The organism is Variovorax sp. SPNA7 (assembly GCF_033807855.1).
Taxonomy (GTDB): Bacteria; Pseudomonadota; Gammaproteobacteria; order Burkholderiales; family Burkholderiaceae_C; genus Variovorax; species Variovorax beijingensis.
Window position 1 is genome coordinate 2,942,544 of sequence record NZ_CP138513.1, and the last position, 23,329, is coordinate 2,965,872.

23 protein-coding genes and 1 pseudogene are annotated in these 23,329 nt (G+C 69.4%); 14 read left to right on the top strand and 10 right to left on the bottom strand.

Annotated features, from left to right (window positions below; all coding sequences use genetic code 11):
• The first annotated feature begins 47 nt into the window (after positions 1-47).
• The 3 genes from RZE77_RS13685 to RZE77_RS13695 are packed head-to-tail and all read left to right on the top strand — an operon-like array spanning position 48 to position 4,431.
• Positions 48-743 (top strand): GntR family transcriptional regulator, encoded by a 696-nt coding sequence (locus RZE77_RS13685; protein ID WP_319442283.1) that lies wholly within the window; start codon positions 48-50, stop codon positions 741-743.
• Positions 744-756: 13 nt separating this feature from the next.
• Positions 757-3,834, top strand: coding sequence for an FAD-binding and (Fe-S)-binding domain-containing protein (locus RZE77_RS13690; protein ID WP_319442284.1), 3,078 nt, complete (start codon positions 757-759; stop codon positions 3,832-3,834).
• 21 nt (positions 3,835-3,855) lie between these two features.
• Entirely contained in the window at positions 3,856-4,431 is a 576-nt protein-coding gene (locus tag RZE77_RS13695; protein ID WP_319437950.1) for a methylated-DNA--[protein]-cysteine S-methyltransferase, read from the top strand.
• 16 nt (positions 4,432-4,447) lie between these two features.
• Here the strand turns inward: RZE77_RS13695 and RZE77_RS13700 are convergent, their stop codons facing one another.
• Together RZE77_RS13700 and RZE77_RS13705 are read right to left on the bottom strand one after the other, a co-directional pair.
• The gene (locus RZE77_RS13700; protein WP_319437951.1) at positions 4,448-5,668 is read right to left on the bottom strand and encodes an MFS transporter; all 1,221 of its coding nucleotides are present in this window, start codon (positions 5,666-5,668) and stop codon (positions 4,448-4,450) included.
• 67 nt (positions 5,669-5,735) lie between these two features.
• The gene (locus tag RZE77_RS13705; protein WP_319437952.1) at positions 5,736-6,650 is read right to left on the bottom strand and encodes a LysR substrate-binding domain-containing protein; all 915 of its coding nucleotides are present in this window, start codon (positions 6,648-6,650) and stop codon (positions 5,736-5,738) included.
• Positions 6,651-6,728: 78 nt separating this feature from the next.
• Here RZE77_RS13705 and RZE77_RS13710 point away from each other — a divergent pair, with 78 nt between their 5' ends.
• Entirely contained in the window at positions 6,729-7,901 is a 1,173-nt protein-coding gene (locus RZE77_RS13710; protein WP_319437953.1) for an MFS transporter, read from the top strand.
• Entirely contained in the window at positions 7,898-8,512 is a 615-nt protein-coding gene (locus RZE77_RS13715; RefSeq protein ID WP_319437954.1) for a pyridoxamine 5'-phosphate oxidase family protein, read from the top strand. Before RZE77_RS13710 ends, RZE77_RS13715 begins: the two co-directional genes overlap by 4 nt.
• 19 nt (positions 8,513-8,531) lie before the next feature.
• Here RZE77_RS13715 and RZE77_RS13720 read toward each other — a convergent pair whose 3' ends face one another.
• A complete protein-coding gene (locus tag RZE77_RS13720; RefSeq protein ID WP_319437955.1) occupies positions 8,532-8,924 on the bottom strand; it encodes a VOC family protein in 393 nt (130 codons plus the stop codon).
• A gap of 198 nt (positions 8,925-9,122) precedes the next feature.
• Between RZE77_RS13720 and RZE77_RS13725 the strand changes: the two genes are divergently transcribed.
• Genes RZE77_RS13725 through RZE77_RS13755 form a run of 7 tightly spaced genes read left to right on the top strand, consistent with a single transcriptional unit; the run spans position 9,123 to position 17,011 of the window.
• Positions 9,123-10,313: a multidrug effflux MFS transporter gene (locus RZE77_RS13725; protein ID WP_405547607.1), complete on the top strand. Its 1,191-nt coding sequence runs from the start codon at positions 9,123-9,125 to the stop codon at positions 10,311-10,313.
• A 14-nt stretch (positions 10,314-10,327) separates the two neighbouring features.
• Positions 10,328-11,752, top strand: coding sequence for an MFS transporter (locus RZE77_RS13730; protein ID WP_319442355.1), 1,425 nt, complete (start codon positions 10,328-10,330; stop codon positions 11,750-11,752).
• A 20-nt stretch (positions 11,753-11,772) separates the two neighbouring features.
• The gene (locus tag RZE77_RS13735; protein WP_319437957.1) at positions 11,773-12,405 is read left to right on the top strand and encodes a paraquat-inducible protein A; all 633 of its coding nucleotides are present in this window, start codon (positions 11,773-11,775) and stop codon (positions 12,403-12,405) included.
• Positions 12,402-13,118, top strand: coding sequence for a paraquat-inducible protein A (locus RZE77_RS13740; RefSeq protein WP_319437958.1), 717 nt, complete (start codon positions 12,402-12,404; stop codon positions 13,116-13,118). The genes RZE77_RS13735 and RZE77_RS13740 overlap by 4 nt, the downstream gene beginning before the upstream one ends.
• Positions 13,115-14,761 carry a PqiB family protein gene (locus RZE77_RS13745; protein WP_319437959.1) on the top strand — a complete coding sequence of 549 codons (1,647 nt, stop codon included), beginning with the start codon at positions 13,115-13,117 and terminating at the stop codon, positions 14,759-14,761. Before RZE77_RS13740 ends, RZE77_RS13745 begins: the two co-directional genes overlap by 4 nt.
• Positions 14,758-15,396: a PqiC family protein gene (locus RZE77_RS13750; protein ID WP_319437960.1), complete on the top strand. Its 639-nt coding sequence runs from the start codon at positions 14,758-14,760 to the stop codon at positions 15,394-15,396. Before RZE77_RS13745 ends, RZE77_RS13750 begins: the two co-directional genes overlap by 4 nt.
• A 13-nt stretch (positions 15,397-15,409) precedes the next feature.
• Entirely contained in the window at positions 15,410-17,011 is a 1,602-nt protein-coding gene (locus tag RZE77_RS13755; protein WP_319437961.1) for an MFS transporter, read from the top strand.
• A 98-nt stretch (positions 17,012-17,109) separates the two neighbouring features.
• Here RZE77_RS13755 and RZE77_RS13760 read toward each other — a convergent pair.
• A pseudogene (locus RZE77_RS13760) lies at positions 17,110-17,259 on the bottom strand (MerR family DNA-binding transcriptional regulator); the annotation flags it as partial.
• Between the two features lie 38 nt (positions 17,260-17,297).
• Here RZE77_RS13760 and RZE77_RS13765 point away from each other — a divergent pair.
• The gene (locus RZE77_RS13765; protein WP_319437962.1) at positions 17,298-17,684 is read left to right on the top strand and encodes an antibiotic biosynthesis monooxygenase; all 387 of its coding nucleotides are present in this window, start codon (positions 17,298-17,300) and stop codon (positions 17,682-17,684) included.
• 236 nt (positions 17,685-17,920) lie between these two features.
• Entirely contained in the window at positions 17,921-18,397 is a 477-nt protein-coding gene (locus RZE77_RS13770; protein ID WP_319437963.1) for a VOC family protein, read from the top strand.
• 21 nt (positions 18,398-18,418) lie between these two features.
• Here RZE77_RS13770 and RZE77_RS13775 read toward each other — a convergent pair whose 3' ends face one another.
• From RZE77_RS13775 to RZE77_RS13800, 6 genes are read right to left on the bottom strand one after another with little or no spacing between them, the layout of a single operon-like run.
• Positions 18,419-19,834, bottom strand: a complete 1,416-nt coding sequence (locus RZE77_RS13775; protein WP_319432595.1) for an MATE family efflux transporter — start codon at positions 19,832-19,834, stop codon at positions 18,419-18,421.
• Complete coding sequence (locus RZE77_RS13780) at positions 19,831-20,406, bottom strand: DUF2239 family protein (protein WP_319437964.1); 576 nt, start codon at positions 20,404-20,406, stop codon at positions 19,831-19,833. Before RZE77_RS13780 ends, RZE77_RS13775 begins: the two co-directional genes overlap by 4 nt.
• Entirely contained in the window at positions 20,376-20,855 is a 480-nt protein-coding gene (locus RZE77_RS13785; RefSeq protein WP_319437965.1) for a MarR family winged helix-turn-helix transcriptional regulator, read from the bottom strand. Before RZE77_RS13785 ends, RZE77_RS13780 begins: the two co-directional genes overlap by 31 nt.
• Positions 20,852-21,214 (bottom strand): GIY-YIG nuclease family protein, encoded by a 363-nt coding sequence (locus tag RZE77_RS13790; protein WP_319437966.1) that lies wholly within the window; start codon positions 21,212-21,214, stop codon positions 20,852-20,854. The genes RZE77_RS13785 and RZE77_RS13790 overlap by 4 nt, the downstream gene beginning before the upstream one ends.
• A gap of 59 nt (positions 21,215-21,273) precedes the next feature.
• Positions 21,274-21,768 carry a hypothetical protein gene (locus tag RZE77_RS13795; protein ID WP_319437967.1) on the bottom strand — a complete coding sequence of 165 codons (495 nt, stop codon included), beginning with the start codon at positions 21,766-21,768 and terminating at the stop codon, positions 21,274-21,276.
• Positions 21,769-21,806: 38 nt separating this feature from the next.
• The gene (locus RZE77_RS13800; protein WP_319437968.1) at positions 21,807-23,324 is read right to left on the bottom strand and encodes a mannitol dehydrogenase family protein; all 1,518 of its coding nucleotides are present in this window, start codon (positions 23,322-23,324) and stop codon (positions 21,807-21,809) included.
• Between the last annotated feature and the right edge of the window lie 5 nt (positions 23,325-23,329).

Below are 23,329 nucleotides of genomic sequence, written 5' to 3' on the forward strand. Positions count from 1 at the left end.
GCAAGTGTGGTTTTTTGCATTCAAAATGCATTCCAGGGGAAACAGAAATGACCGCAGACATCATCGAAATCTCGCGCCTCGCGCTGCACGACCAGGTCGCTTCACGCCTGCGCACGATGCTGGTCGAAGGGCACATCGCGCCCGGCGCCAAGCTCAACGAGCGCGAGCTCTGCCTTCAGCTGCGCGTCTCGCGCACGCCGCTGCGCGAGGCCATCAAGCTGCTCGCGGCCGAAGGGCTGGTCGACCTGCTGCCCAACCGCGGCGCGGTGGCGGTGAAGCTCACCGAAGCCGACGTGCTCAATACCTTTGAGGTGCTGGCCATGCTCGAAGGCATGTCGGGCGAGCTCGCGGCCAAGCGCATCACCGACGAGGAACTGGCCGAGGTGCGCGCGCTGCATTACGAAATGATGGCCTGCTTCGCGCGGCGCGATCTCTCGGGCTACTACCGCCTCAACGCGCGCATCCACACCGCCATCAACGAGGCCGCGGGCAACCCCGTGCTTGCCAGCACCTACCGCTCCATCAATGCCCGCGTGCAGTCGCTGCGCTTTCGAACCAACCAGAACGATGCCAAGTGGAAGCACGCGGTCGAGGAGCACGAGCAGATGATCGTTGCGCTGGCCGCGCGCGACGCCGCCGGCCTGCGCAAGGTGCTCATCTCGCACGTGATGCGCAAGCGCGACACGGTGCTCGAGCTGATGCGCACCGGCCAGATCTATCCCCAGGCCCACAAAGCGAGCTGACCCTCACCACACCATGCGCGTCGATCCCGCCAGCCACATCCAGCCCGCCGGAACCGTTCTTCCGCCCAACGACACCTGCGAGCAGCTCGCACGCCGGCTGCGCGCCGAGACCGAGGGCGAGGTGCTGTTTGACGCCGGTTCGCGCGGCCGCTACGCCACCGATGCGTCGATCTACCAGATCATGCCGGTCGGCGCCTTCGTGCCGACGAATGAACGCGACATTGCCACCGCCATCGACATCGCCCGCGACCTGAAGGTGCCGGTGCTCGCGCGCGGCGGCGGCACCAGCCAGTGCGGCCAGACCACGGGCGCCGCGCTGGTGATCGACAACAGCAAGCATTTCCGGCGCGTGCTCGACGTGAACCTGGAGGAGGGCACCGCCACCGTCGAGCCCGGCCTGGTGCTCGACCACCTCAATGCGCAGCTCAAGCCGCACGGCCTCTGGTATCCGGTCGATGTGTCGACCAGCGCGCAGGCCACGCTGGGCGGCATGGCGGGCAACAACTCCTGCGGCTCGCGCTCCATCGCCTACGGCAACATGGTGCACAACGTGCTGGGCGCAAGCGCCTGGCTCTCGAGCGGCGAGCTGGTGGAGTTCGGCCCGCAATCCACGCTGGGCGCCCGTGCGGCGGGCATCGCGAAGTTCGTGCACGGGCTCGCGCTGGCGCACCGCGAGCAGATCCACGCCCACTGGCCCAAGGTGCTGCGCCGCGTGGCGGGCTACAACCTCGACATCTTCGACAACCAGAGCGAGCGCCCCTACACTGCCGACGGCAGCGTGAATCTCGCGCACCTTCTGGTCGGGGCCGAGGGCACGCTGGCCTACACCCGGAGCCTCACGCTCAAGCTCGCGCCGCTGCCGCGCGCCAAGGTGCTGGGCATCGTGAACTTTCCGACCTTCCATGCGGCCATGGATGCGGCGCAGCACATCGTGAAGCTGGGCCCTACGGCGGTGGAGCTGGTCGACCGCACGATGATCGAGCTGAGCCTTGCCAACCCGGCCTTCAAGCCCACGGTGGAAACCGCGCTGATCGGCAAGCCCGCGGCCATCCTGCTGGTCGAGTTTGCCGGCGCCGACAAGGCCGCGCTGCTGCCACGGCTCAGGCAGCTGGTCGAGCTGATGGGCGATCTCGGCCTGCCCGGTAGCGTGGTCGAAATGCCCGACGACGCGCGCCAGAAGAACCTGTGGGAAGTGCGCAAGGCCGGGCTCAACATCATGATGAGCCTGAAGGGCGACGGCAAGCCGGTGAGCTTCATCGAGGACTGCGCCGTGCCGCTCGAGCACCTGGCCGAATACACCGATGCATTGACCGAGGTGTTTGCCAGATATGGCAGCCGCGGCACCTGGTATGCGCATGCCTCGGTCGGCACGCTGCACGTGCGGCCGATCCTGGACATGCGCACCGACGGCGGCGCCAAGATGCGCGCGATTGCGGAAGAAGCCGCCGCGCTGGTGCGCAAGTACAAGGGCGCCTTCAGCGGCGAACATGGCGACGGCCTGTGCCGCGGCGAGTGGATCGAATGGCAGTTCGGTCCGGCCATCAACGAGGCCTTTCGCGCCATCAAGCGCGAACTCGATCCGGCCAACCTGTTCAACCCCGGCAAGATCGTCGATACGCCGCGCATGGACGACGCCTCGCTGCTGCGCTTTGCGCCGCCCACCGCGCCCAGGCCCTACCGGCGCATCGAGCTCAAGCCCGTGCTCGACTGGTCGGCCTGGAACGTCAATGCCGACCCGGTGACCGAGAAGACCACCGCGCCCGGCACCGGCGGCGACAGCACCGGCGGCCTCGCCAAGGCCGTGGAGATGTGCAACAACAACGGCCACTGCCGCAAGTTCGACGCCGGCACCATGTGCCCGAGCTACCGCGTGACGCGCGACGAGCAGCACCTCACGCGCGGACGCGCCAACACGCTGCGGCTCGCGCTGTCGGGCCAGCTCGGCGCCGATGCCTTCACCGGCGAAGAGATGCACGAGACCATGGACCTGTGCGTCGGCTGCAAGGGCTGCAAGCGCGACTGCCCGACCGGCGTCGACATGGCGAAGATGAAGATCGAGTTCCTCGACCACTACAAGAAGCGCCACGGCCACACGCTCAAGGACAGGCTGGTGGCCCACATGCCCGACTACGCGCATCGCGCGAGCCGCCTGCCGTGGCTCATGAACCTGCGCAACACCGTGCCCGGCGCGGCCTGGCTGGGCGAGAAGCTGCTGGGCTTTTCGGCGCGCCGGTCGCTGCCCGAATGGCGCTCCGACACCTTCTGGCGCGCCAAGGCCGAGCTGCACGGCATGTTCGCCAGCCGCGAGGCCGTGCTGTCGGTGCAGGCGAACGGCGGCCGCGCGGCGGTGCTCTTCGTCGACACCTTCAACGGCACCTTCGAGAGCGAGAACGCGCTGGCGGCGGCCCGCGTGCTCAAGGCCGCGGGCTACACGCTGCACACGGTCGAGAAGAGCGGCGGGCACCACTGCTGCGGCCGCACCTTCCTGGCGAGCGGCATGGTGGGCGAGGCCAAGCGCCGCGCGGAAGCATTGATCGACGCGCTCCGGCCGCTGGCCGAGGCCGGCGTTCCCATCGTCGGTCTCGAGCCCTCGTGCCTGCTCACGCTGCGCGACGAAACCCTGGTGATGGGCTTCGGCAAGAAGGCCGAAACCGTGGCGAAGCAGGCCTTGCTGTTCGAGGAGTTCATTGCGCGCGAGCTCAAGGCCGGCCGCTTCAAGCTCGCGCTCACGCCGGCCACGGCGCCGATCCTGCTGCACGGCCACTGCCACCAGAAGGCCTTCGGCGCGGTCAGCCCGATATTGGACGTGCTGCGGCTCATTCCCGGTGCCGAGCCCGAGCTGATCGAAAGCTCCTGCTGCGGCATGGCGGGCAGCTTCGGCTACGAGGCGCGCCACATCGACGTGTCGATGCAGATGGCCGAGGCCAGCCTGCTGCCCGCGATCCGCGCGCGGCCCGACGCCATCGTGGTGGCCGACGGCACCAGCTGCCGCCACCAGATCGGCGACGGCGCGCAGCGCGAGGCGGTGCACGTGGCGGTGCTGCTGGAGCGGCACCTGGTGCCGCCAACCCTGCCGCCCGATCAGGCTTAGCGGCTGGCAGAAAATGGCGCGATGAATGCAGCATCGGGCAGCAGCAGCAGTGAAACCATCGAGCCGGGCTTTGCCTTGTTCGAAACCGCGATAGGCACCTGCGCGCTGGCCTGGGGGCCGCGCGGACTCGTCGGCGTGCAGCTGCCGGAAGAAAACGGCGAAGCCGCCACGCGGGCGCGGATGCGGCGCCGCTTTGCGGACCTCAGCGAGGCCGAACCGCCCGAAAGCGCCCGGCATGCGATCGCGGCCATCCAGGGCTTGCTGAACGGCGAGTCCGACGATCTGGCCGACATCGTGCTCGACATGAGCCATGTGTCGGAATTCCACCAGCGCATCTATGCGATCGCACGGCGCATTCCGCCCGGACAGACGCGCACCTATGGCGAGATCGCGGCCGAACTCGGCGACAAGGGCCTGTCGCGCGCGGTAGGCCAGGCCATGGGCCACAACCCCTTCGCGCCCGTGGTGCCGTGCCACCGCGTGCTGGCCGCGGGCAACAAGCCCGGCGGCTTTTCGGCGGGCGGCGGCGCGTTGACGAAGCTGCGCATGCTCGACATCGAGGGCGCGCGGCCGAACGGGATGGCTTCGCTTTTCTAGCGGTCCGTGCAGGCCGTCAGGCCACCGCAACCGGCAGCCGGTGCAACCCCGCGATGCGCGAGGCAAAGATGATTCCCGCCTGCAGCACGAAACCCGCCAGCGCGAGCAGCAGGCAGGCCGGCTCGCCCCATGCGGCACCGACCGCGCCTCCCAGCGCGGCACCGATCGGCCGGGCGCCCGCATTGACCGTGAGGAACACCGCCGACACCCGGCCCAGCATTGCCGAGGCCGTGACGCTCTGCCGCAGCGTGGTGGTGGTGATGGTCCAGACCATCGGCCCGGCACCGAACAGAAAGAACGACAGCGCGGCCAGCGATGCGGCCGGCACCACCAGCGTGGCCGCCATGGTTGCCGCGGCCACCACCGCCACCGCGGGCCCGACCTGGATCGCACGGCCGAACGGCAGGCGCGCCACCACGCGCGAGGTCAGCAGCGCGCCCGCCACCATGCCGGCGCCGTACATGGCCAGCGTGAAGCCGACCGCCTGCGCGCCAAGGCCCAGCACCCGCACCGCATACGGCACGTAGCCGGCCTGCAGCACGAACCACGAGATGTTGAAGACCGCGCCCGTCATCAGCATGGGCTGCAGCAATTCGTGCCGCCAGACAAAGCCTGCGCCATCGCGCACATCGAGCAGCGGATGGCGCCGCAATGCGGCCGGGCGCGGCGCCTCCGCCAGGCGCAGCAGCAGGCCCACAGCCGAGATCGAGAGCACGGCCGCCAGCACGAAGGCCATCGAAGCACCCGCCCACGCGACCAGCGCGCCCGCCAGCGCAGGCCCGGCCGTGAACGCGGCGCTGCGCGCAAGCTCCAGCCGGCCGTTGGCGGCCGCCAATGCATCGCGCGGCACGAGCGCCGGCACCAGCGCGGGCGCCGCGACGCTGAAGCCCACGGTGCCGACCGCGCCCAGGAACCCGAGCACCGCGAGCCAGCCGATGCCGAGCTTCGACGCCAGCACCATGGCCAGCAGCACCAGCAGCGAGACGGCGCGCAGCCCCTCGGATGCCACCATGAGCCGCTGCCGCGACATGCGATCGGCCAGCACGCCCAGCGGCATCGACAACAGCAGAAAAGGCAGCGTCTGAATGGCCGCGAGAAAGCCGATCTCGCCCGGCCCGGCACCGAGCACGAGCACCGCGACCAGCGGCACCGCCGCAAGGCTCAGCTGCTCGGCGGACTGCGCCGCGAGGTTGGACCACGCGAGATAGGCAAAGGGACGGGGAAGGGCTGCTTTCATGCGGCAGGGAGCTTCATGTGGAAGGAAGCCCCCATGCTGCGGGCGCGCGCCGCCCGGCGCTGGCCGTTTACGGACCTGCGAGCGTCATCGCGCCTTGCGAGTCCGAGGCCATCATTTCCTCGAACCATTGCGCGACGTACGCGGCTTCCGGCGCGGCGTCGGGCGAGAGGCCGTAGTAGTAGCGGTTCAGCGGCATGCGCAGCGCGGGCAGCGGCGACTGCAGCCGGCCCGAGGCCAGGTCGTGCGCCACCAGCGAGGTTGGCGCCAGCGCGATGCCGAGCCCGTCGACTGCGGCCTGCAGCACGAAGTGCAGGTGATCGAACTGCAGCCGCCCCGCCGGTTTGGCGCGCGGTGCGCCGACCTGCTTCTTCCAGGCGTCCCAGTCTTCCTTGCGCGTGCGGGCCGACAGCTGCACGTGCGAGGCCAGCGCGCGCAGGTCCGAAAGCGGATGCGCCTTGAACAGCGCCGGCGCACCGACCACCAGCACCTCGTCTTCGAGGAAGGGGCGCACCTCGATGGAGGGCGGCCATCCCTCGAGCCCGCGGCGCACCGCGATGTCGAAGCTGCCCGCGGCCTGCTCGGGCATGACCGTGCTCGTGACCACCTGCGGCTCGATCTCGGGATAGCGCTCGACGAACAAGGGCAGGCGCGGAATGAGCCACCGCACCGCGAAGGAGGGCCGCACGTTGATCCTCACGGCACGGGCCGGACCTTGCGCCTGCAGCGCACGCGCCGCCGCATGGATCTGCGCGATGGCCGGGCCCACCTCGGCGAAGAACTGCTGCCCCTCCGCGGTCAGGGCGACCTGGCGGATGCGGCGCTCGAACAGCGCGACGCCCAGGCATTCCTCCAGGCTCTTGATCTGCCGGCTCACCGCGCTGTGCGTCACATGAAGCTCGATGGCCGCGCGCGTGAAGCTCTGGTGGCGGGCCGCGGCGACGAAGGCGCGCACGGCATTGAGGGGCGGTTCTCGAAGCGGCATGCGTGCAATTTTCTCACGCATGGCGGGCGTTAATGTCGTTTGTCGGCATGCCTTGCGCCGGCGCACGATGCGGCTTCGATGTTTCGCACCACGCCCGCTCCAGCTCCCGCTGCCACCGACCTGAATTCCCGCCACGCCGCCATTGCGCTCGGGCTTTCGCTGCCGGCCGACGTGGTGCTCTACCTGCTGCTGCCGATGTATGCGGGGCAGTTCGGCGTGACGCTGGCGGAGGCCGGCATGCTGCTCGCGGCCAACCGGCTCGTGCGCATTGCGGGCTACGGCGCGGTGGCGCGCTTCTATGCGCGCAATGGCGACCGGCTCACTTGCACCATCGCGGTGGCGGCGGCCGCCTTCTGCGGACTCGGCTATGCCACGCTCTCGGGCTTCTGGGCGCTGCTGCCGCTGCGGCTCGTGTGGGGCCTGTGCTTTGCCGCGCTCAACCTGTCGACGCAGTCGCTGGCCACGGCCGAACTGCTGGGTGCGGCGCGCCGCAGCGGGCGTTCGCGTGCGCTCATCGCGATGGGGCCGGTGCTCGCATTGCCGCTGGGCGCGCTGCTGGCGTTGTGGGCCGGGCCGCGCATCATCTTCTGCATTCTTGCGGCGTTCTCGCTGGTGGCGGTGCTGGCCACGCGGCGCCTGCCTGCGGTGCCGCACGGCAGCGCGCACAGCCGGCCCGCGCGCCGCTTCAAGCGGCCCAACAGTCTCGATGCCTGGTCGTTCATGGAAGGGCTCACGCTCGACGGGCTCTTCATCGTCGGCCTGTCCTACCTGGGCAAGGACCTGGTGCCGGGCGGCGCGGTGGTGGTGGCCGGTTCGTTGATGGCGCTGCGCTACCTTGCGGAAATCCTGCTGAGCCCGGTGGGCGGCCACATGGCGGAGCGCTTCGGTGCCGAGCGGCTGCTGGTGGGCCTCTCGCTCGTGACGGCGATCGCGCTGGTCGGCTTCGGCCTGGGCTGGCTGTGGAGCTGCACGGCACTGATCGTGGTGCTGCGCGCCTTGCAGCTGCCCTTGCTGCCGCCCATCGTGGCGCACCGCACGCCGGGGCCCGGGCGCATGCATGCGCTGGCCGCGCGGGCCGTGTGGCGCGACGTCGGCGCCGGCATCGGGCCGCTGCTGGCCGGGCTCCTGCTGCCGGTCGTGGCATCGTCGTGGCTGTACGGCAGCTGCGCGCTGCTGCTGGCCGCAGCGGCGCTGGCCTGCGGCAGGAACCCGTCGGCATCGCCGGACAAGCAACAAGGAGTGATCCCATGACCCATGCCATCGACACCATCGAGCAGCTCGAAGCGCTGTTCGGCGAAGCCGGCGAGGCCTCGCTCAAGAAGGAGGTGCCCTGGCTGCACCCGAGCTACCAGGCGCTGATTGCCGCTTCGCCTTTTGCGGTGCTGGCCACCACCGGACCCGGCGGCCTCGACGCCTCGCCGCGCGGCGACCCGCCCGGCTTCGTGGCGGTGCAGGACGAAAAGACGCTGCTGCTGCCCGAGCGCCGCGGCAACAACCGCATCGACAGCCTGCGCAACATCGTGGCCGATCCGCGCGTGGCGCTGCTGTTCCTGATTCCCGGCGTGGGCGAGACCTTGCGCGTGAACGGCAGGGCGCGCATCACGACCGAGCCGGGGCTCATGGCGCGCTTCGCGATGGAGGGCAAGCTGCCGCAGTGCGTGATCGAGATCCGGGTGGAGTCGGTCTTCTTCCAGTGCGCGCGCGCCATCCAGCGCTCGAAACTGTGGGCGCCGCTGCCGGCGGATTCGCGCCGCGAGGTGCCCACACCCGGCGCCATCCTGTCGGCCCTGACCGATGCCGCCTTCGATGGCGAGACCTACGACCGCGAGTTGCCGGCGCGGCAGCGCTCTACCTTGTACTAGCACTAGCGGCGCACCGCGCTCAGGCCGCGATCGGGGAGCACAGCTCGACCAGAGTCCCGTCGGGGCATCGCACGTAGGACACGACTTGTCCCCAGGGCTTGGAGACCGGCGCACTCAAGGCCGATGCGCCAGCTGCAACGGCCCGGTCGTGCGCTGCCTGCACATCCTCGGTCACAAAGGCCACCTCCATGCCAAGCGGGTCGGCCGATGCCGACGCGGCCACATGCGCGTGGCCGAAGTTCGACTCGGCAAGTTCGTGCGCCGCGAAAGACAGCGTGGTTTCTCCTGTCGCGAGTTCACCGTAGGTCCCGGATTCGTGAAGAAACTTCCGGGCGAAACCGAACGCCTGCTCGAAGAACCGAAGCGACGCGTCGACGTCGGGAACGTAGATGATGGTGTATCCGAATTTCATGGCGAGCCTGGAAGAGGTTGCTGGACAAGGCGAAAGGATAGACCGGCCTGGCTGCCATCGCCCCTGCGGATGGCGTGAATACCAAGGTCGTACTCTTTGGCCAGAATTAGCAACCGCCGGGTGGCGACCCCACGCCTGCACCGGATGCCGCGCTTGACGACAATCGCTCCAATGCGTTCTTCGTCTCCCTTTTTCAAGATGGCCCTGTTGCTGGGCCTGCTCTCCGCCATCGGCCCCTTCGCCATCGACATGTACCTGCCGGCGCTGCCGGCCATCGGCCAGTCGCTGCGTGCCGACATCGGCGCGGTGCAGATGAGCCTCACGGCGTTCTTTCTTTCGCTGGGCGCGGGGCAGCTGCTGTACGGGCCGGTCTCGGACATGGTCGGGCGCAAGCCGCCGCTCTACGCCGGGCTGGTGCTGTTCGCGCTCGCGAGCGTGGGCTGCGCGCTGGCCACCGACATCCACACGCTGATCGCGCTGCGCTTCGTGCAAGGTCTGGGCGCGGCGGCCGGCATGGCGATTCCGCGCGCGGTGGTGCGCGACCTGCACACCGGCACCGATGCCGCGCGGCTCATGTCGCTCCTGATCCTGGTGTTCAGCGTGTCGCCTATCCTCGCGCCGCTGGTGGGGAGCGCGGTGATTGCGGTGGCGGGCTGGCGCGGCGTGTTCTGGGCCGTGACCATTGCCGCAGTGGCCGGCCTCGCGATGATGGTCACGCAACTGCGCGAGACGCGGCCGTCTTCGGAGCGCGTCGAGAGCAGCCTGGGCAGCGCCTTGTCGGCCTACTGGCTGCTGCTGCGCGACTGGCATTACCTCGGGCTGGTGTTCATCGGCGGCTTCGCGATGGCGGGCTTCTTCACCTACCTGGCGAATTCGTCGTTCGTGATGATCGACCACTACGGCCTGTCGCCTGCGCTCTACAGCGTGGCCTTCGGCGTGAATGCGGCAGCCTTCATCGGCGCCTCGCAGCTCACGGGCTCGCTGGGCGAGCGCTTCGGGCTGGTGGGCCTCGTCAAGTTCGGCGTGGTGGCCTCGGGCATCGCGATGCTGGCCATGTTCGCGTACTTTGCGGCGGGCGGCGACAGCCTCTGGGTGCTGATCGTGCTGTACTTCATCGCCTCCGGTTTCATGGGCCTGGTGATCCCGACCACCGGCGTGCTGGCACTGGAGATGCACGGCGCCATTGCGGGCACGGCCTCGGCGCTGCTCGGCACGCTGCAGATGCTGACCGGCGCGCTGGCCATGGCGGTGGTGGGCCTCTTCACGGACGGCCGTCCGCTGCCGATGGTGACCGGCATGGCCGGCGGCGCGCTGATCGCGCTGGTGCTGACCTGGCTCACGCTGGGCAGCGTGCGCTCCGAACCCACGCGCAGGACGCAGCAGGCGTGAGCGGCTCGGCGCACATGGAAGCCGCGCCATCCGTGGACGGCCAGGCCGCGCAGCCCGTCGACGGGCTGGACCAGCCGGCGCGCCAGCGCGCGATGCTGGTGATCATCCTCGGCATCATGGTGGCCGTGCTCGACGGCACCATCGTCAACCTGGCGCTGCCGGGCATTGCGCGCGAACTGCAGGCCAGCCCCTCGCATGCGATCTGGGTGGTGAACGCCTACCAGATCGCCACGCTCGTGATGCTGCTGCCGCTCGCGTCGCTGGGCGACCTGGTCGGCTACCGGCGCGTCTACCTGGTGGGCATGGCGGTGTTCACGGTGTCCTCGATCGGCGCCACCTTTGCCGATTCGCTGGCCACGCTGATTGCCGCACGCACCTTCCAGGGGCTGGGCGCGGCCGGCATCATGAGCGTGAACGCGGCGCTGGTGCGGCTGACCTTTCCCTCGGCGCTGCTGGGGCGCGGCATGGCGATCAACTCGATGGTGGTGGCCACCTCCTCGGTGGCCGGGCCGTCGGTGGCGGCCGCCATTCTCTCGGTGGCTTCGTGGCCGTGGCTGTTTGCCATCAACGTGCCGCTGGGCGCCATCACGCTGGCGCTCGGCCTCAAGGCGCTGCCGTTCAACCGCGTGGCGCCGGCGGCGGGCCTGCGCTTTTCGCCGATCGACGTGGCGCTGAACGTGCTGATGTTCTCGCTGGTGTTCCTGGGCGTCGACCGCCTGGGCGTGCGCGAGGGCGGCGGCGGCTCGCAGCAGTCGGCCTGGGCCATCCTGCTGGCCGGCGTGGCGGTGGGCTTCGTCTATCTGCGGCGCCAGCGCACGCTGGCGGTGCCGCTGTTTCCGATCGACCTGCTGCGCATCCCGGTGTTCGCGCTTTCCATGGGCACGTCGGTGGCCGCCTTCTGCGCGCAGATGCTGGCCTACATTGCGCTGCCGTTCCTGCTGCTCGAGGTGTACGGCCGCAGCCACATCGAGGCCGGGCTGCTCATCACCGCCTGGCCGCTGGCCATCGTGGCCATGGCGCCCATCGCGGGCCGGCTGATCGGGCGCTATCCGGACGGGCTGCTCGGCGGCATCGGTCTGGGCCTGCTCGCCACCGGCCTGGCGCTGCTGGCGATGCTGCCGGCGCATCCGGGCAATGCCGACATCGCCTGGCGCATGGCGCTGTGCGGGCTGGGCTTCGGCCTGTTCCAGTCGCCCAACAACCACACCATCGTCACCTCGCCGCCGGCGCACCGCAGCGGCGCGGCCAGCGGCATGCTGGGCACGGCGCGGCTCACGGGGCAGACGCTGGGCGCGGTGGTGCTGGCCGGCGTGTTCAGCGTCTGGAGCCCGCATGGCGGCCACGGGCCGGTGGTGGCGCTGGTGCTGGCGGCCTGCTGCGCGGGCCTGGCGGCGGTCTTCAGCAGCCTGCGGCTGAAGACGACAGGGCAGGGCGGCTGAATAGGTTAGGGTACGCCCCTATGACGGAAGTACCTGAAACCGTGGTTTGTCCGGGCTGCGACGCGGTCTTCAGCCGCGCGCCCCTGAAGCCGCGCGAGGTGTCGCGCTGCGCCCGCTGCGGCACCGAGCTCTACCGCCACGCGGGCGACCAGCAGCGCCGCATCCTGCCGCTGACGGTGGCCTCGCTGATCATGTTCGCCATTGCCAACCTGTTCCCCATCGTCGAGATCGAGCTGCAGGGCCTGCGCAGCCAGACCACGCTGGCCGGCGCGGTGCTGGTGCTGAGCCGGGAGGGCATGTCGGTGGTGGCGCTGCTGGTGCTGGCGACGACGCTGCTCTTTCCGCTGATGCAGCTGTGCATCCTGGCCTACCTGCTGGTGCCGCTCGGCCGCGAGCACCGGCCGGCCGGCTTTGCGATCCTGGTGCGCGCCATGCAGATGCTGCGGCCCTGGGGAATGATCGAGGTGTTCCTGCTCGGCGTGCTGGTGGCGATCGTCAAGCTGTCGAGCATGGCCACGGTGGTGGCGGGGCCGGCGCTGTGGGCCTTCGTGGCGCTCACGGTGCTGCTCACCGCCGTGCTCTCGTTCAACCCCAATGCCTTCTGGGAAATGACCTTTCGCCCGCCCGGCGAGCCCGACAGGGAGGCCGCGTGAACGCAGGCGAATTCCACGCCCATGACGACGGCGAAGCGCCGGTGGCCACGGCCCGCGCGATGGGCCTCGTGGCCTGCCCGCATTGCGATGCCGTCTGGCGCGACGCCGCCGAGGGCGAGCCCTGCGGGCGCTGCGGCACGCACCTGCACACGCGCAAGCCCCACAGCCTGAGCCGCACCTGGGCCTTCCTGATCGCGGCATGCATCATGTACATCCCGGCCAACCTGCTGCCGGTGATGATCACGCGCACGCTGTTCGGCGCGCAGTACGACACCATCCTGAGCGGTGTCATCTACTTCTGGGTGTCGGGCGGCTACGGGCTCGCGGCCATCATCTTCATTGCGAGCTTCCTGGTGCCGCTGTTCAAGCTCACGGCACTGATACTGCTTGCCTTGCTGGCGCAGCGCGGCAGCAGCTGGCGCCGGCCCGAGCGGGCGAAGCTCTATCACATCATCGAGATCATCGGCCGCTGGTCGATGCTCGACGTTTTCGTGGTGTCGCTGCTCACCGGGCTGGTGCAGATCCAGGGCTTTGCGGTCATCAACGCGGGCGTGGGCATTGCGGCATTCGGATCGGTGGTGGTGCTGACGATGCTGGCCTCGCTGAGCTTCGACCCCAGGCTCACCTGGGACAGCAGGCAGGAACAGCAGCAGGAAGCCGAACGGGAACGCCGGGAACCGGCACGCGACAACAGGGAACACAAGCCAGCATGAGCGACGACGAAACCAGACCCCCCAACGATCCATCGCCCCCGCCCGGGCTTCCTCCGCCGCGCGTGGTGCGCCGGCGCGAATGGCTGCCCTCGCTGATCTGGCTGATCCCCATCGTTGCCGCACTGGTCGGCGTGATGCTGGTGGTCCGGATCCTGATGGAGCGCGGGCCCGAGATCGTGCTCACCTTCAACACGGCCGAAGGACTGGAGGCCGGCAAGACGGCCGTCAAGTACAAGGACGTGCAGATCGGCACGGTGCAGAGCCTGAAGCTCGCGCGCGACCGCTCGCACGTGCAGGTGACCGTGCAGCTCAGCAAGGAGGCCGAGAGCTTCACCGCCGAGGATTCGCGCTTCTGGGTGGTGCGGCCGCGGCTCGACACATCGGGCATCTCGGGCCTGGGCACCTTGCTGTCGGGTGCCTACATCGGCGCCGACGCGGGCGTGTCGAAGGAGACCGCGAGCGAGTTCAAGGGGCTGGAGGTGCCGCCCATCGTCACGCGCGATGCCTCGGGCCAGCAGTTCCTGCTGCGCGCCACCGACGTGGGCTCGCTCGACGTGGGCTCGCCGGTGTATTTCCGGCGCATCAAGGTGGGGCAGGTGGCAGCCTACGAGCTCGATGGCGACGGCCGCGGCGTGACGCTGCGCATCTTCGTGAATGCGCCCTACGACAAGTTCGTGGGCGTCAACACGCGCTTCTGGCAAGCCAGCGGCATCGACGCGCAGCTCAGCGCCAGCGGCTTCACGCTGCGCACGCAGTCGCTCGCCACCATCCTGCTCGGCGGCATTGCCTTCAAGGCGCCGGACGATGCCATGGGGCCGCTGGCCAAGGAGAACACGGCCTTCACGCTCGCCGAGGACGAGACCACGGCCATGAAGGAACCCGACGGTCCGCCGCAGACGCTGCTGATGTACTTCAACCAGTCGCTGCGCGGCCTGACGCCCGGGGCGCCGGTCGATTTCCGCGGCGTGGTGATCGGCGAGGTCAAGTCGATCGGCGTGGAGTTCGACCGCGCCGAGCGCGAGTTCCGCATGCCGGTGCTGGTGCAGGTCTACCCGGACCGGCTGCGCCGCCGCGCGGGCGAAAGCGGCGTGGAGTCGCGCGCCACCCAGCAGGAGCGGCTGCGCTTCCTGGCCGAGAAGGGCCTGCGCGCGCAGCTGCGCAACGGCAACCTGCTGACCGGCCAGGTGTACGTGGCGCTCGACTTCTTCCCCAAGGCGCCGCCGGCCCGGATCGACGTGACGAAGAACCCGATCGAGCTGCCCACCATTGCCAACAGCCTCGACGAAATCCAGTCGCAGGTGCAGGAGATCGCAAGCAAGCTCAACAAGGTGCCCTACGAGCAGATCGCAGCCGACCTGCGCACCACGCTCGCCTCGCTCAACAAGACGCTGGCCAGCACCGAGCAGGCGGTGAACCGCATCAACACCGACCTGACACCCGAGCTGGCCGCCGCCATGAAGGACGTGCGCAAGACCGTCAACAGCGCCGAGCGCACGCTGGCCGACGACTCTCCACTGCAGCAGGACATGCGCCAGACGCTGCGCGAACTCACGCGCGCCGCGGGCTCGGTGCGCGTGCTGACCGACTACCTCGAGCGGCATCCCGAATCGCTCCTGCGCGGCAAACCGGACGACAAGAAATGAAGAACAAGAATTTGTTTTCGCTCGCGGCCGTCGCAGCGCTGACGATCCTCGCGGGCTGCGCGAGCAAGCCCGACAGCTACTACACGCTGGCCAGCGCGGTGCCGGCCGCGGAAGCGGCCCCGTCGACCCTCGGGACCGCTGCGCCGCTCTACATCGAGCTGGCACCGGTGGCGGTGCCCGAGCGGCTCGCGCGGCCGCAGATGGTGGTGGGCCGGCCGAGCGGCAGCGTGCAGGTCGACGTGCTCGAGCAGCACCGCTGGGCCGCGTCGTTCGAGAACGAACTGCAGGATGCGCTGGCCAGCGGCATCGCGGCGCGGCTCGGCGCGCTCGATGTCACCAAGGGCGGCCGCCAGTCCGCGCAGCCCGTGTGGCGCATCGCGGTGCAGGTGCGCCGGTTCGACGCGGTCGATGGCGGGCGCGTGGATGCGGGTTTCAGCTGGACGCTGCGGCGCTCCGACGAGCCGCGCACCGTGGTGTGCCAGCTGGACGTGGGCGAAGCGGTCGTGGGCGGCATCGATGCAGTGGCGCAGGGCGCTCAGCGCGTCACCGCCGCGGCGGCCGCTGCCATTGCGCGCAGCGTGAATGCGGCGCGGGCGAATCCGGCGGTAACGGCATGCAGGACCGGCATCGAATAGATCGGAGCTCACCATGGCACAGATCGGCAAGGCACCCTGCGACAACGCACTGATCCTGCATGGTGCCAAGACGCAAGAGGGCGCCTGTCCCGACGCCTCCAAGCCCTGGGTGCTGGCCGCGGCCATCGTGGGTTCGAGCATGGCCTTCATCGACGGCACGGTGGTCAACGTGGCGCTGCCGGCCATCCAGGCCGAGCTGCGGGCCACGGCGTTCCAGGCGCAGTGGGTGGTCGAGTCCTATGCCTTGCTGCTGGCGGCGCTGCTGCTGGTGGGCGGCGCGCTCGGCGACCACTTCGGGCGGCGCCGCATCTTCGCGATCGGCGTCGGCATCTTCGCCATCGCTTCGGTGGCCTGCGGGCTCTCGGGCAGCGTGCAGCAGCTGATTGCCGCGCGCGCGGTGCAGGGCATCGGCGGGGCCTTGCTGGTGCCCGGCAGCCTCGCGCTCATCAGCGCCGCATTCCCCGAGAAGGAGCGCGGCAAGGCCATCGGCATCTGGTCGGGCTTCAGCGGCATCACGGCGGCCGCGGGGCCGGTGCTCGGCGGCTTCCTGGTCGATCACTTCTCGTGGGCCTGGGCCTTCCTCATCAACGTGCCGATGGCGCTGCTGGTGCTGTGGATCGCATGGCGCCACGTGCCCGAGAGCCGCGGCTCGTCGGCCAGCGGCGGGCTCGATCTGGTCGGCGCACTGCTGGCCACCGCCGGCCTCGGCGGCATCGTCTATGCGTTCATCGAGGCGCCCACGCAGCACTGGAGTTCGCCCGAAGTGCTGGCGGCGCTGGGCATCGGCATCGTCGGGAGTGCGGGTTTCATTGCCGCGGAGCGTCGCGCGCGCACGCCGATGCTGCCGCTCGCGCTGCTGCGCATCGGCAACTTCAGCGGCGCCAACCTGCTGACCCTGCTGCTGTATGCGGCGCTCGGCGGCGGACTGTATTTCTTCCCGCTCAACCTGATCCAGGTACAGGGCTACTCGGCCACGGTGGCGGGCGCGGCGCTGCTGCCTTTCATCCTCATCATGTTCGCGCTCTCGGGCTGGGCCGGCCAGCTGGTCGACCGCTTCGGCCCGCGGCTGCCGCTGGTGATCGGCCCTGCGATTGCCGCGGTGGGCTTCGCACTGTTCGCGGTGCCCGGCGTCGAAGCAAGCTACTGGCGCGGCTTCTTTCCCGCGGTGGTGGTGCTGGGCTTCGGCATGACCGTGACCGTGGCGCCGCTCACCACCACCGTGATGAACGCGGTGGGCCCGGAGCAGGCGGGCGTGGCCTCGGGCGTCAACAATGCGGTGTCGCGCGCGGCCGCGGTGCTGGCCATCGCGGTGTTCGGCGTGGTCATGGCCTGGGCCTTCGACGGCGCGCTGGCCCAGGGCCTGCGCGGCATGGGAGCCTCGCCCGAGGCGACGGCGTTTCTTGAGGGCGAGCGCAGCAAGCTGGCCGGCGCCGCGCTGCCGCCGGGCGTCGATGCGGCCACCGCCGCGGCCTTGAAGAAAGCCGTGGCCGAATCCTTCGTCGCGGGCTTTCGCTGGGTGATGCTGCTGAGCGCCGGGCTCGCCGTGCTCAGTGCGCTGAGCGCCTGGCTGATGATTGGCGGCGGACCTGCTAAAGAACGCAAGAACGGCGGCTGAAAAGATGGCGCCTTCTCGGGGAAGGCGCCCATTCTCCAGTGCGGAAAGCCGTGCCCAGTCGGCACGGCTGGGCGCCGCGTGGGCGGGCAAGTTGGAGAGCGCCGCTGGTTGCCCGCTGTCCGCATGCTGGCGATGAGCCTCTGCGACTCATAGAAGTGAAGCGTCGATACCGTCACGCCGCTGCGGCGCGCGACTTCGCCGACGCTCAGCACGGGAGCGATGCCAGCTTGTTCCAGAGCGTTGTTCATGAATACCTCTTGACCTCAACTTTACTTGAGGTTTGAGAATGCTTTCCGACGGGCAGTTCGTGCCCTCGATCTCAAGGAAAAAAAGCATGACCAACGATCAAACCCCCAACGCTCCGACACCCGTTTTTCGCATCGACAAGTTCATCGTTCCGGCCGAGGTGCTGCCCGCTTTCGTCGCGCAGATGCAGCGCATTCAGCAAACCCTGCGCAGCCTGCCGGGATGCGTGCGCAACCAGGTGCTCACACAGATCGGCGGGCCGGGCGAGTTCAACGTGTTGACCGTGGTCGAGTGGGCCAGTGAGCAGGCCGTGGCCACGGCCACGAGCTTCGTGCAGAAGAAGTTCGCAGAGGAGGGTTTCGACCCAGCCGACTTCGTGCGGCGCAATGGCGTGCGCGCTGACTTGGGGTTCTACCGCGCCGCGTGAGGGATTGGCCGGCGGCTCGCTGCCGCGGCATCAGCTCATAGAAGTCGAACCCGTGCTGCGGCCGCCGAGGCACACCGCGAGCGTGTCTTCGATCTTGGGCCACTGCGCGAGCCGGTTGCGCCATTTGCGCACGCTGTGGCCCTCGGCGCGCAATCTTGGCCCAGGGGTTGACAAGCGCCTCATGCCGCCTTGATACTTAACCTTTTGGTTCATTATCAAGGACCCAGGAGATTCCCATGCAGAAGATCATTCCCTGCCTCTGGTTCGACGGCAACGGCGAAGACGCGCTCAAGTTCTACAGTTCGATCTTTCCGAACTCGCGCGTCACCGACAGATTGCTCTGGGGCGACACCAATCCGGGCCTCAAGGGTTCCTTGCTGACCGCCACCTTCGAGCTCGACGGGCAGGCGTTCATGGTGCTCAACGGCGGGCCGCAGTACAAGTTCACGCCGGCCATCTCGATGCTCGTGCAGTGCGAGACGCAGGCCGAGGTGGACCACTACTGGGACAGGCTGCTCGAGGACGGCGGCCAGCCGGTGCAGTGCGGCTGGCTCACCGACCGCTACGGCGTGTCGTGGCAGGTCGTGCCCATGGCGATGGTCCGGATGTTCCAGGACAAGGATTCGGCCAAGGCCGCCCGCGCGATGCAGGCGATGATGAAGATGATCAAGCTCGACCTCGCCGCGGCGCAGAAAGCCTTCGACGGCGAGTGAGCAAGAACCGGCCCTGCGGCCCTACACCAGCCGGCGGATCGCCTTCTTGCGCCACACCAGCCGGTAGTAGGCCGTCTGCAGCAGCAGCATCGCGCCGAAGGTCACGGGGTAGGCCCACCAGATGCCGTTGAGCCCGATGCGGTGGCTCATGAACCAGGCCACGGGCACCTCGATGCCGATCAGGCAGAGGATCGAGATGGCCGTGGGCACCAGCACCGAGCCGCTGGCGCGCATGATCCCCGAGATGGCCGAGGCCATGCCGAAGATCACCAGGCTCCACAGCATGATGTGCAAGAGCGTCTGCGCGATCTCGATCACCGGCGCGCTGGTGATGAAGAAGCCCATGAGGTGGCGCGAGAACAGGTAGCCCAGCAGCACCAGTCCGCCGGTCAGCACCAGGTTCATCAGCAGCGCAGTCTTGGCGATGGCGCCCAGCCGGTCGGCACGGCCCGCGCCGATGGCCTGCGCGCCAAGAATGGACGCCGTGATCGCGATCGAGATGGCCGGGAACTGCACATAGGCCACCACCTGGTTCACCGCGCCATAGGCGGCGGTGGCGCTGGAGCCATAGCTGTTGACCAGCGAGAGCAGCGCCACCTCGGCCAGCGCCACCACGATCATTTGCACGCCCGTGGGTATGCCCACCTTGAGCACGGCCTTCAGCAGCGTGGGGTCGATGCGCAGGTGGCGGATGAACTCCGCATCGGGCGCCAGCGGGCTGCCGCGGCGGCGCAGGCGCCAGCCCAGCCACAGCGTGGCAAGCACGAAGGCCAGCACCGAGGCCCAGGCCGCGCTCGCAACGCCGAGCTGCGGCAGGCCGCCCCAGCCGCGGATCAGCGCGGGCGTGACGATGAGGCCGGTCGCGGTGGAGATCAGCAGCGTGAGCAGGGGCGTGACCGTGTCGCCGACGCCGCGCAGCATCGCGGTGGAAAGCAGGAACACGAACAGCCCCGGCATCGCGATCAGCATGATGCGCGCATAGCGCGTGGAGTCGGCCAGCACGTCGGGCGGCGTGCCCAGGAAGGCCAGCAGCGGCGTCGTGAAGGCGCCGCCGAACACGGCCACCGCCAGCCCGAGCAGGATGCCCACCGACAGCGCGGTGCCCGCGATGGCCTTGGCCTTCGCGGCATCGCGCGCGCCCCAGGCCTGGCCGATCAGTACCGAGGCGCCAGCGCCCAGGCCGATGACGAACGCGATGAAGAAGAACATCACCGGAAAGAAGCTCGACACGGCCGCCAGCGCGCCGACGCCGATCATCTGGCCGATGTAGATGTTGTTGATGGTGCCCGACATCGATTGCAGGATGTTGCTGAGCAGCATCGGCGCAAGGAAGAACAGGAAGGTCTTCCACAGCGCGCGCGGTGCACCCACGGGCGCCACCGGCGTTCCGTGCAGGCCGCTCTGGCCGGTGGCTGCGCTTTCAGGGCTTGCTCTCATGCGGTGGTGCTCCAGCCGGCGGCGGACAATTTTTGAAGGTGGATGCGCAGGTCCGCGGGCCAGGAGCCGATCAGCGCCTCGAAGCGCTCGCGTTCGCCCGCGAACAGCGCGCGCGTGGCTTCCTCGAAGCCGGGCAGGGCGCCGGCGATCGCGGTCATGAAGCGGTAGGCGGCTTCGCGCGATGCGCGCACGGCGTCGCGGTCGGCGTTGACGCGGCTCGCTTCCTGGACCAGCCGCCGCAGTGCGACCGAGGCGCCGCCGGGCTGGCGGTTGAGCCAGTCCCAGTGGCGCGGCAGCAGGGTGACTTCGCGCGCGACCACGCCGAGCTTCGGGCGGCCCACGCCGCGCGGCGTTTCCTCGGGGGTCTCGGCGCTGGCCGCATGCGCCACGGCGCCGGCCCGGTTGTGCAGGTCGAAGTCGAGCTGTTCACCGGTCTGTTCGTTGAACACCAGGTAGGGCGTGTCGTCCTTGCGCTCGCGCAATTGTGCGAGCACGTCGGCGGAGCTTCCCTGGGCGATGCACTTGAAGTCGGCAAAAACGATCAGGTTGCCGGGTGGCGTGTCGGATGGCATGTCGGGTTTCTTCGGTCGTACGGCGTGTCGTCGTGGCAAAGCGCAAGCAGCGCAAGGTTGATTTGCGGCAGGCTTTGCGGCGCCAGCGATTTCACCGCATCGGCGCAGATTGCTTCGGCGGTCGTGACGGCAGCTTGCATCAATTGTCGGCCGCCGGGGCGGATGGCGGCGTGGCGCCCGCTTCCATTCGCGCCGGCCGTGCGTTCGGCCAGTCCCGATTTTTCGAGCAGGACCATTTTGCGAATCAACGCCGAGACCGGCAACCCCAGCGATCGCGCAAGCTCGGCAGTCGGCATGCGGCCGCCCTCGGCGCTCAGCAGCCGATGAAGCAGCGTGAAGTCTTCGTAGTCCAGGCCATGGAAAGCGCCCAAATGCTCCTGGAGCTTCAGGTTCAGGCTGGCGTGGGCGCGGCCGATGTTGAGGCACAGGTCCAGCGGGTCGATGCTCATGGCGCGTCGTAGCCCCGGTCGCCGTGGCACTGAAGTTCTTCGCGCCAGAGCGCAAGAAGCTTTTCGAGTTCCGCGGCGCGATCGAAGGCCGGATCGTCGCGCTCCTTGACGCGGTCGATCACCTCGAAGCTGAAGTTCGCCGCACCATGCGCGGCCCAGTCGCGCACCAGCGCCTTGTTGCGGTGCGAGCGCAGGCCGAGTTCGAAGCGGGCGCGGTTCATCGCTCCCTCCACATCCAGACTGCCGGCCACGTAGAGGCGGCCGCTGAGCGTATTGCGGATGGCGAAGACGCCCGCGGGGCGGACGGTCTCCTTGTATTTCCTGGCGAGGGCGCGCCTCGTCTCCTGGGGCATGTTCATGCGCCATATATTATCCGGGTAAAACTGGAATCACAATATACCCGGGTAAAAATAAGCCGTCACCCCTCGCGCAATCGCCGCCATCCGCGTGCGAGCCGGCGGTTCAGGGCCCGCACCACGCGCCATGGCCGGCTCTCGCGGACCAGCGTCAGCACCTGGTCCTTCCAGGCTTTCCAGCGTGGATACCAGCGGGCGAACAGCGGAATGCGCATGAGCGCGGGTTCGACCAGCTGGAAGATGCGCGCGACGAAGGCCGTGCCGATCAGCTTGGCGGCGACCAGCACCGTCACGCCGCTTGCGGCATGGCCGCGGCCGAACAGAAAGAGCGCAAGCACCTTGACCGGCAGCAACAGGAGCACCGGCAGCAGGAAGGCCAGCAGCGCGCCCCACGGCGGCAGTTCGCGCAGCCGGTTTTCGAGCCGCGCCCACAGCGGCAGCCGGGCCAGGCGGCGCGCCAGCGCGGCGAGCGGTTCCCAGCCCCATTCCTCGAACAGCAGGATGGGGACGAGCAGCGCCGCGGCAAGGGCGCGCAGGAAGCGGGTGAAGAAACGCATGGCCACGGCATTGTGACCGCGGGCCGATGCGCGATTGCTCAGGCCTGGTCGGCCAGCGTCTTGTGCACGCCCAGTTCGCGCAGCGCACGCAGTTGCGTGGCCACGGCCGAGACGAAGCGCGGGTCGCTTGCCAGGTCGTTGCCGAACACCGGCGCGAAAGCCGCGAACACGGTCACGCGCGCTTCGTCGGCCTGTGCCGGCTCGGCGGCGGCAGCTGCGCGTTCGGCCGCCGCGCTGCGTTCGGCCAGTGCATCGGCCAGCGGGTCCTGGATCTCGTGGCGGCGGCCCAGTTCGTCGATGCCGCGCAGGTAGTGCAGCCAGGCCGCGACGGCCAGTGCAAGGCGGTCGATCGAAGCGCCCGCGGCCAGGCGCTCGCGCACCGTGCCCAGCAGGCGCTGCGGCAGCTTCTGCGAGCCGTCCATCGCGATCTGCGCGGTGCGGTGCGCGAGCGCCGGGTTGGCGAAGCGCTCGAGCAGGCGCTGGCGGTAGGCATCGAGGTCGAGCCCGGGCAGCGCCGGCAGCGTGGGTGCGATCTCCTCGCGCATCAGACGATCGAGATAGCGGTGCAGGGCAGGCGTGGCGACGGCGCGGTCGACCGTGTCGAGGCCCGCCATGGCACCCAGGTATGCAAGCGCCGAATGCGCGCCGTTGACCATGCGCAGCTTGAGCGTCTCGAAGGGGCGCGCATCGGGCACGAAGCGCGCGCCGCCCGCATCCCAGGCCGGGCGGCCGGCGGCGAAGTCATCCTCCACCACCCATTCGAGAAAGCGCTCGCCGACCACCGGCCAGGCATCCTCCAGCCCGAGCGCGGCGTTGACCTGCGCGCGGTCGGCGTCGGTGGTGCGCGGCACGATGCGGTCCACCATCGAACAGGGAAAGCTGCAGTGCTCGGCAATCCAGCGGGCCAGCTGCGGATCGACGCGCTGCGCAAAATCGAGCACCAGGCCACGCAGCAGGTGGCCGTTGGAGGGCAGGTTGTCGAGCGACAGCAGCGTGACCGGCGCGAGTCCGCGCAGCTGCCGCAGGCGCAGGCCCGACACCAGGAAGCCGAGCGTGCCGCGCGGTGCGTCGGGGCGCGCGAGGTCGTGCAGCACGTCGGGATGGTCGGCGCGCAGTGCACCGGTGGCCGGGTCGTGGCAGTAGCCCTTTTCCGTCACGGTGAGGCTCACGATGCGGGTCGCGGGATGGGCGATGCGCGCGAGCACCGCCGCCGGGTCTTCGGGCGCGACCTGCACGCCGAGCAGGCAGCCGATGACCTGCAGCGACGCGCGCGGCATGCCGGCCTCGTCCACGTCTCGCAGCGCGAGCGTGTAGAGGCCGTCCTGCGGCGCGAGCGCATCGCGTGTCTCGGCACTGCGCAGCGACACGCCCGCAATGCCCCAGCGCAGGTCGCCGCTCGCATGCAGTGCGGCTTCGCTGACGGCGGCCAGGTGCCCGCGCTGGAACGCGCCGACACCCAGGTGGACGATGCCGGCTTCGAGCGTGGTGCGGTCGTAGGCGGGCCGCGCCACCGCGGGCGGCAGCGCGGCCAGCGTCTCGGCATTCAGCCTGGGCATGGCGC